The organism is Cellulomonas sp. (assembly GCF_035634735.1).
Lineage (GTDB): Bacteria > Actinomycetota > Actinomycetes > Actinomycetales > Cellulomonadaceae > Cellulomonas.
This window is the reverse complement of the sequence record NZ_DASQCJ010000201.1, coordinates 1-9,245: the sequence shown is the minus strand read 5'-3', so window position 1 is coordinate 9,245 and position 9,245 is coordinate 1. Positions and strand designations below refer to the sequence as shown.

The window sequence follows — 9,245 nt, the reverse complement described above, 5'->3', positions numbered from 1 at the left end:
AAGCGCTATATCGACTACGTCGGCTCGTGGGGGCCGATGGTCGCGGGGCACAGCCACCCGGCGGTGGTTGCCGCCGTCCAGGCCGCCGCCGCCAACGCGCTCTCCTTCGGCGCCCCGACCCAGGCCGAGGTCGAGCTCGCCGAGGCGGTCCGCGCCCGGGTGCCGGCGGTCGAGCGGCTGCGCCTGGTGTCCACCGGCACCGAGGCGACCATGACCGCGATCCGCCTGGCGCGCGGCGTCACCGGCCGGGACACGGTCGTGAAGTTCGCCGGCCTCTACCACGGGCACTCGGACGGCCTGCTGGCGGCCGCGGGCTCCGGCCTCGCGACGTTTGCGCTGCCCGGGTCGGCTGGCGTCCCCGCGGCGATCGCGGCCGAGACGATCGTGCTGCCGTACAACGACGTCGCCGCCGTCGAGGCCGCGTTCGCCGAGCACGGGCCCCGGATCGCCGCGGTCATCACCGAGGCCGCGCCCGCGAACATGGGCGTGGTCCCCCCGCTGCCCGGGTTCAACGCCGCGCTGTCCCGGATCACCCGCGAGCACGGCGCGCTGCTCATCCAGGACGAGGTGCTGACCGGGTTCCGCGTCGGCCCCGCCGGCTGGTGGGGGCTCGAGGCCGCGCGCGAGGGCTGGTCGCCCGACCTGCTGACCTTCGGCAAGGTCGTCGGCGGCGGCATGCCGGTCGCCGCGCTGGGCGGCCGCGCCGAGGTGATGGACGCGCTCGCGCCGCTCGGGCCCGTCTACCAGGCGGGCACGCTGTCGGGGAACCCGGTCGCCGTCGCGGCGGGGCTCGCGACGCTGCGGCTCGCCGACGACGCCGTCTACGCGCGCGTCGACCAGGCGTCGGCGACGCTGCGCGCGGCCGTCGACGAGGCGCTGACCGCGGTCGGCCTGCCGCACGCGGTGCAGCACGCCAGCAACCTGTTCAGCACCGTGCTCGGCACCGACGCGGGCGCGCGGGACTACGCCGAGATGCTCGCGACCGAGTCGTGGCGGTACCCGGCCTTCTTCCACAGCCTGCTCCGCGACGGCGTGTACGCGCCGCCGTCGGCCTTCGAGGCGTGGTTCGTGTCCGCGGCGCACGACGACGCGGCGCTCGGCCGGGTCGTCGAGGCGCTGCCGGCGGCGGCCCGCGCGGCCGCGGAGGCGGTGCCGCCCGTCGCGTGACCGCGCGGGCTCCGGGGGCGACGGGCACCCACGCCCGGCGTCCCCGGAATGCGCCACGCGCGCAATCACCTACCGCTGGGTCGGAATTTTCCTGAGAACGGTTCCTACCCGGGAGTAACATTCGCGGTTCCACGCCCCTGACCTGCACCTTTTCAGGTCCGAAATGTCCGCGTAACACAGGAATGTTCGAAAATCTCAGATCCTGTGCTACCTCTATGACCCACGTCACGGGCGCCATCGCCCCCGTGACCACGCGACATCCCCCTCGGCCGGGGGACGCGCCGCCCGGGTCCAGGGCTGCCGCGGCCCACGGCCGGTCCTCCTTCAGGGAAGAGGCACACGCATGACTGCGGTTCCCCTCGGCCGCCGGCGCGGCATCGTCTCCGCGGCCGGCCTGGCCGCCACCGCCCTCGTCCTCGCCGCGTGCGGCGGCGGCTCCGGCGGCGACGACGACGCGTCGGACGGCGGCGGCTCCGGCGGCGGCTCGCTGCTGATCGGCACGACCGACAAGATCACGACGATCGACCCCGCGGGCTCCTACGACAACGGCTCGTTCGCCGTGATGAACCAGGTGTACCCGTTCCTCATGAACACGCCGTTCGGCAGCCCGGACGTCGAGCCGGACATCGCCGAGTCGGCCGAGTTCACCTCGCCGACCGAGTACACGGTCACCCTCAAGCCGGGCCTGACGTTCGCGAACGGGAACGACCTCACGTCCTCCGACGTGAAGTTCACGTTCGACCGCCAGCTCGCGATCTTCGAGTCGGGCGCGGACGAGGGCAACGGCCCCGGCTCGCTGCTCTACAACCTGGACAGCGTCGCGGCGCCGGACGACACCACCGTCGTGTTCACCCTGAAGTCCCCGGACGACCAGGTGTTCCCGCAGATCCTGTCGAGCCCCGCCGGCCCGATCGTCGACGAGGAGGTCTTCGCGGCCGACGCGCTGACCCCGGACGACGAGATCGTCGACGGCCAGGCGTTCGCCGGCCCGTACACGATCACCGGCTACAGCCAGAACGACCTCGTGTCCTACGAGGCGAACCCGGAGTACCAGGGTCTGCTGGGTCAGGCGAAGACCCAGGAGGTCTCGGTCACGTACTACGCCGAGGCGTCCAACCTGAAGCTGGCCGTCCAGCAGGGCGACGTCGACGTGGCGTTCCGCTCGCTGTCCGCGACCGACATCGAGGACCTGCGCGGCGACGACAACGTCAAGGTCGTCGACGGCCCCGGCGGCGAGATCCGCTACATCACGTTCAACTTCAACACCCAGCCGTACGGCGCGACCACGCCGGAGGCCGACCCGGCCAAGGCGCTCGCCGTGCGCCAGGCGGTGGCCGACCTGATCGACCGCGACGAGATCGCCGACCAGGTCTACAAGGGCACCTACACGCCGCTGTACTCCTACGTGCCCGAGGGCCTGACCGGCGCCACCGAGTCGCTCAAGGGCCTCTACGGCGACGGCGAGGGCGGCCCGGACGCCGACAAGGCCGCCGCCGCGCTCGAGGCTGCGGGCGTCGAGACGCCGGTCCAGCTGTCGCTGCAGTACAGCAACGACCACTACGGCCCGTCCTCCAGCGAGGAGTACGCGCTGATCAAGGACCAGCTGGAGTCCACCGGCCTGTTCGCGGTCGACCTGCAGACCACGGAGTGGGTGCAGTACGCCAAGGACCGCACCTCGGACGTGTACCCGGCCTACCAGCTCGGCTGGTTCCCGGACTACTCGGACGCGGACAACTACCTGACGCCGTTCTTCCTCACGGAGAACTTCCTGGGCAACCACTACGACAACCAGGAGGTGAACGACCTGATCCTCCAGCAGGCCGTCACCGCCGACGCCGGTGAGCGCACCGCGATCATCGAGCAGATCCAGGACGCGGTCGCCGCGGACCTGTCCACGGTGCCGTACCTCCAGGGCGCGCAGGTCGCCGTCGTGGGCGCGGACGTGACCGGAGCCGAGGACACCCTCGACGCCTCGTTCAAGTTCCGCTACGGCGCGCTCGCCATCGGCTGATCCGACCGACACCACGCCCGGCGCGGGCCGCTCACCCGAGCGGTCCGCGCCGCGGCGTCACCGGGAAGAAGAGATGACCTCCACCTCCACCACCGGTCCGCTGCAGCCCACCGGCGCAGCGGACGCGCCCGCCGCCGGGGGCGGCGCGACGCCCGTCCGCAAGGAGCCCCGCACCCGGGGCGCCGGCGGCGGGCTCGGCCGCTACCTCCTCGTGCGGTTCCTCCTGATCATCCCGACCGTGTTCATCCTGGTCACCGTCGTGTTCGTGCTGATGCGCGCGACCGGCGACCCGATCACGGCCGCCCAGGGCGGGCGGTTGCCCGCCGACCAGCTCGCCGAGCGGATCCACCAGGCCGGCTACGACCGGCCGATCCTCGTCCAGTACGGCGAGTACCTCGGCAACATCCTGCGGGGCGACTTCGGCACCACGCTCAGCGACAGCCGGCCCGTCACCGAGGTGCTGACCACCTTCGGCTCCGCGACGCTCGAGCTCGCGTGCTACGCGCTGCTCGTCGCGTTCGTCGTCGGCATCCCACTGGGCCTGGTCGCCGCGTACTTCCGCGACCGCTCCCACGACGCGCTGCTGCGCGTGTTCGCGATCGCCTGCTACGCCACGCCGGTGTTCTTCGCCGGCCTGCTGCTCAAGCTGGTGTTCGCGGTCCAGCTGGACTGGCTGCCCGTGTCGGGACGCGCGTCCACCCGCTCCGAGATCGAGATGCGGCAGCTGGACAACCCGACCGGCATCTACCTGATCGACGCGATCCGGACCGGCAACGGCGAGGTCGTCGCGGACGTCCTGCAGCACGCCGTGCTCCCGGCGATCGCGCTCGGGCTGCTCACCGCCGGCGTCTTCCTCCGGCTCGTGCGGACCAACGTCATCGGCACCCTCGGCTCCGGCTACGTCGACGCGGCCCGGTCGCGCGGCGTCCGCGAGTCCCGGCTGCTGCGCAAGCACGCGTACAAGCCCGCGCTCATCCCGATCATCACCGTGGTCGGCATGCAGGTCGCGATGCTGCTCGTCGGCGCCGTGCTGACCGAGACGACCTTCGAGTGGCGCGGCCTGGGCTTCCAGCTGTCGCAGTACCTGCAGGCGCGCGACTTCGTCGCCGTGCAGGGCATCGTCGTGCTGCTCGCCGTGATCGTCGCCGTGACGAACTTCCTCGTCGACGTCATCGCCGCGCTCATCGACCCGAGGGTGAGGTACTGACATGGCGACCACCCCCACCGCCGCCCCCGCCGCGGCCGCCCCGGCCCGCCGCGGCTGGCGCCGGCTGCCCGTCGTGCACCAGCTCCGGCAGAGCGTCGGGCTGCAGCGCGGCATGCTGATCGCGGGCCTGGTCCTCACCGGCCTGCTCGTCCTCACCGCCCTGCTCGCGCCGCTGCTCGCGCCCTACGGGTTCAACCAGCTGCGCGACGCGGACGGCCCGTTCGGCGCGCAGCAGCCGCCCTCGGCCGAGCACTGGCTCGGCACCACCGTCGGCGGCTTCGACGTGCTGTCCCGGGTGATCTACGGGTCGCGCACGGCGCTGCTCGTCATGATCATCGCGATCGCGGCCTCGCTGGTCATCGGCGTGCTGCTCGGCCTCGTCTCCGGCTACTTCGGCGGCTGGCTCGACCGGGTGCTCGTCGTGGCGGCCGACGCGATCTACGCCTTCCCGTCCCTGCTGCTCGCCATCGTGCTGGCCATCGTCATCAGCGGCGGGCAGTCCAGCATGTGGGGCGGCGTCCTCGCGGCGGCGCTCTCGATCACCGTCGTGTTCACGCCGCAGTACCTCCGGGTCGTGCGCGCGGAGACCATCCGGATCAAGTCCGAGGCCTTCGTCGAGTCCGCCCGCGTCATCGGCGCGAGCAACGGCCGGATCATGACCAAGCACGTGCTGCGCAACGCGACCCGCACGCTTCCGCTGATCATCACGCTGAACGCGTCCGAGGCCGTGCTCACCCTCGCCGGCCTCGGCTTCCTCGGGTTCGGCATCGAGCCCACCAAGGCCGCGGAGTGGGGCTACGACCTCAACCGCGCCATCGCCGACGTCACGTCCGGCATCTGGTGGACCTCGGTGTTCCCGGGCCTCGCCATCGTGCTGTCCGTCCTGGGCATCACCCTCGTCGGCGAGTCCCTGAACGACCTGGCGGACCCGCGGCTGCGCACCCGCCGCGCGTCCGCCGATGTGCAGGGCGACGTCGCCGCGACCTCGGTCGTGCCCGGCGGCGCGCTGACCGCCCCCGGCGGCCTGGAGGGCCTCGAGCCCGGGACGGAGGCGGCCCGATGACCGCGCGCACCGACAGCACGCCGCACCAGGGAGCGACCGCCGAGCCGGTGGTCGAGATCACCGACCTGTCGGTGTCCTTCGCGACCGACGCGGGCAACGTCCGGGCCGTCGACGGCGTCTCGCTCACGGTGGCGGCCGGCGAGGTGCTGGCCGTCGTCGGCGAGTCCGGCTCCGGCAAGTCCGTGACGGCCAAGACGCTGCTGGGCCTGCTGCCCTCGACCGCCACCACCCGGGGCGCCGTCGTGCTGTCCTCGCGGGACGGCGCGGTGCGCAGCGACGTGGTGGCGCTCGACCAGTCGGCGCTCCGGCAGGTCCGCGGCCGGGACGCCGCCATGGTGTTCCAGGAGCCGTCCACCGCGCTGAACCCGGTCTACCCGATCGGCTGGCAGATCATCGAGGGCCTGCGGTCCCACCAGAGGATCAGCCGGTCCGACGCCCGGGCCAAGGCGGTCGACATCCTGCGCCGGGTCGGCATCCCCGACCCCGAGCGCCGGATCGACCACTACCCGCACCAGTTCTCCGGCGGGCAGAAGCAGCGCATCGTCATCGCCCAGGCGCTGGTGCTCGACCCCGGCGTGATCATCGCCGACGAGCCCACCACCGCCCTCGACGTGACCGTGCAGGCCGAGATCCTCGACCTGCTCCGGCGCTGCCGGGACGAGTTCGGCGCGGCCATCGTGCTCATCACGCACAACATGGGCGTCGTCGCCGACCTCGCCGACCGCGTCGCCGTGATGTACCAGGGGAAGATCGTCGAGCAGGCGCCCGTGCGCGACCTGTTCGGCGCCCCGCAGCACGCGTACACCCGCACGCTGCTCGACGCGGTGCCGCGGATCGGCAGCGGGGGCGCGCACGCCCGCGCCCGCGCCGGCGCCCGGCCCGCGGGCTGGGCCGAGCAGGCGCCGGTGGTCGAGGCGCGGGACCTCGAGATCGTCTACCCCGGCCGGCTCCGGCAGCCCGGGTTCCGGGCGGTCGACAAGGTGTCGCTCGCGATCCGGCCCGGCGAGGTCGTCGGCCTCGTCGGCGAGTCCGGCTCCGGCAAGACCACCATCGGGCGGGCGATCGCCGGCCTGACCCGGGTCACCGGCGGCTCGCTCCGGGTGCTGGGGCTCGAGATGAACGGCGTGCGCGAGCGCGCCCTGCGGCCGGTCCGGCCGCGCATCGGGTTCGTGTTCCAGGACCCGGCGACGTCGTTCAACCCGCTGCTCACCATCGCCGAGTGCGTGGCCGAGCCGCTGGTCGTGCACGGCCGGGCGCGCGACGCCCGGGCCGCGCGGGCGCGCGTCGACGAGCTGCTGGAGTCGGTGCAGCTGCCGCGCTCCTACGGCGACCGGTTCCCGCACGAGCTGTCCGGCGGCCAGCGTCAGCGCGCGTCGCTCGCCCGGGCGCTCGCGCTCGACCCCGAGCTGCTGATCGCGGACGAGCCCACCTCGGCGCTCGACGTGTCCGTCCAGGCGCGGGTCCTCGAGCTGTTCTCGGAGCTCCAGGAGCAGCTCGGGTTCGCGTGCCTGTTCATCAGCCACGACCTCGCCGTCGTGGACCTGCTCGCCGACCGGATCGCGGTGCTGCATCGCGGCCGGCTGGTCGAGGAGGGCACCGGCGAGGAGGTGCTGGGCAGCCCGCGCGAGGAGTACACCCAGCGGCTGCTGGCGAGCCTCCCCGTGCCGGACCCGGACGAGCAGGCCCGCCGGCGCGAGGCCTGGCGGGCGCTGGCCTGACCCGCAGCGCGCGCGGCACCCGCAGGGGCGCGCTCCCGGACACCCGGGGGCGCGCCCCTGCGGCGTCCGAGAGCACGGGCGGCAGGGCCTCCGCACACCGCCGGAGCGCCGGATCGTCGGATCGCCGGAGCGCCAGAGCGCCAGAGCGCCTAGAAGGGTGGGCGTTCGTCGTGCGGGTCGGCGGTGGCGTCGTGGGACCGCCCGGTCCCGGGGCGGGTCAGGTAGCGGTGCCCGGTCGGGGTGATCCACTCGAACAGCCCGGGCTCGATCTGCCGCAGCCGGAAGCCGCCGTCGGTCTTCAGGCGGTGGTGGCGGTGGCACAGCGGGCCGAGGTTGCCCGCGTCGGTGCGGCCGCGGGGCGCGTCCTGGTCATCGGCGTCGGTGCCGGGTCGGGGGTGGAACTCCTCGGTGTGGTCGAGCTCGCAGCGGCAGGCCGGGACCGTGCACCCGGGCGCGACGCAGGTCCCGTCCCGCGCCCGCACGAGCTCGTCCAACGCCACCGGGGGTCGGTACCGCCCCCGGCCGACGTCGAGCACCCGGTGGGTGACCGGGTCGGTCACCAGCCGCCGCCACACCCCGCCGGCGGCCAGCGCGCGGGCCCGGACGGCGTCGACGGGTCCGTACCCCGCCAGGTCGCCGGGCTGGTCGTCCAGGCCCATCAGGGTCGACGCCGCGAGGGTGATCCGGACCTCGGCGCCGGGGCGACCGGAGCAGCGGGTGCAGCCGCGGCGCGGCGCGGTCGACCGCGGGGCGATCGCGGTGCGCGCGGCGGGCGCGGCGGGCGCGGCCGCGCGGGTCGGTTCGGGAGCACGGGTCGGGTCGGCGTCAGGGGTCGGCACACCGACGCCGGTCGGCTCCGCGACGCGGGTCGGCGTCGCGAGGTGGGTCGGCTCGGCAGCCGGGGCCGGCTCGGCAGCAGGGGTCGGCGAGGCTCCGGGCGCGGGAGCCGCGACGGGCGGGTCCGCCGTCGCACGGCGGGCGCCGGTCGCGGCGCTCGGGTCGACCTCATGGAGCGGGACGATCGTGGCGGTCGGGACCGGCTCGACCGGCGGCCGGGGCGTCAGGCTGAAGGTGGTGGTGGTCAGGTCCTCCGCCGACCGGCGCGGCTTCGGCAGCACCGGCGCGGGCGGATCGAGCCGGACCTCGAACGCCGGCCCGTCCGACTCGGGCACGTCCCCGACGACCAGGTCCCGCAGGCCGTCCGCCCGGAGCTGATCGAGCGTGCGGCCGTCACCGACCGCCTTCGCGGCGCGCGCCGCGTGGTCGAGCACCCCGTCGACCCGGGTCGCGTCCTCGGCGGCCAGCACCAGCCACATCGACGCCATGCCGTCCGGCTGCGGCCGCGGGTGCGTGACCCGGCGGGTGCACCTGGCCCGCTCGTGCCGGTCCGCGGCGCCGTCGGGGTCGGCGAGCCGGATCTCGCGCTGGACCCGCTGTCGCAGCTCGGCGACCGAGCACTGGTCGGCGTCGGGCAGCACGGCGTCCTCGACGGCGTGCGCGACCTGGAACGACTGGTCGGTCAACGCCGCCGCCAGCACCTCGGCCTTCGCCGCGTCGACGTGACCCGCCTCCAGCGCCTCCCCGGTCGCGCCCAGCAGCCCGTCCAGCACGACCGCCCGGCGCACGACCCGGGACGCGGTCATCCGCGCCCACCCGAGCCGCATCGCCAGCTCGTCCCCCGCGACGGAGGACTGGGTCGGCGGGGCGCCTGCGAGCGGGGACCAGTCCGGGCGCATCTCCTGCCGGCTCGCGAGCTCGGCGACCGCGGCCAGCTTGCGGGCGTGCAGGTGCGACTCCATCCGGTCGATCGCCGCGACCACCTCCACCAGCACCGTCGAGGACACCACCCGCTGGTCCAACCCCCGCAACCACGCGTCCAGCACCGGCCCGGGCGGGCAGGACGCGATCGCCTCGACCTGCCGCTGCTCCGACGTGCGAGGCGCCCGACCGGCCGCCACCACCGGGTCCGGGCCGAAGTCCGTCAGGCACGTCCCGTCCGGCGCGTAGACCGGCAGCACCGGGGCGGCGACCACGTCGCCGTCCGGGTGTTCCTGCAGGTCAGATGCCATGAAACGACCC

The 9,245-nt window shown here is 74.3% G+C and carries 6 protein-coding genes; 5 read left to right on the top strand and 1 reads right to left on the bottom strand.

Features of this window, described 5'->3' with window-relative positions; translation table 11 throughout:
• The 5 genes from VER05_RS16555 to VER05_RS16535 all read left to right on the top strand — a co-directional run.
• Positions 1-1,167: glutamate-1-semialdehyde 2,1-aminomutase (locus VER05_RS16555; protein ID WP_324846417.1), on the top strand; the 1,167-nt coding region annotated here is incomplete at its 5' end.
• 343 nt (positions 1,168-1,510) lie between these two features.
• Positions 1,511-3,178: an ABC transporter substrate-binding protein gene (locus VER05_RS16550; RefSeq protein ID WP_324846416.1), complete on the top strand. Its 1,668-nt coding sequence runs from the start codon at positions 1,511-1,513 to the stop codon at positions 3,176-3,178.
• A gap of 73 nt (positions 3,179-3,251) precedes the next feature.
• Positions 3,252-4,385, top strand: a complete 1,134-nt coding sequence (locus tag VER05_RS16545; protein WP_324846415.1) for an ABC transporter permease — start codon at positions 3,252-3,254, stop codon at positions 4,383-4,385.
• Between the two features lies 1 nt (position 4,386).
• The gene (locus tag VER05_RS16540) at positions 4,387-5,448 is read left to right on the top strand and encodes an ABC transporter permease (protein ID WP_324846414.1); all 1,062 of its coding nucleotides are present in this window, start codon (positions 4,387-4,389) and stop codon (positions 5,446-5,448) included.
• On the top strand, positions 5,445-7,166 hold the full coding sequence (locus VER05_RS16535) for an ABC transporter ATP-binding protein (protein ID WP_324846413.1): 1,722 nt from the start codon (positions 5,445-5,447) through the stop codon (positions 7,164-7,166). The genes VER05_RS16540 and VER05_RS16535 overlap by 4 nt, the downstream gene beginning before the upstream one ends.
• A 149-nt stretch (positions 7,167-7,315) precedes the next feature.
• Here the strand turns inward: VER05_RS16535 and VER05_RS16530 are convergent, their stop codons facing one another.
• A complete protein-coding gene (locus VER05_RS16530) occupies positions 7,316-9,235 on the bottom strand; it encodes a DUF222 domain-containing protein (protein ID WP_324846412.1) in 1,920 nt (639 codons plus the stop codon).
• Positions 9,236-9,245: the final 10 nt, after the last annotated feature.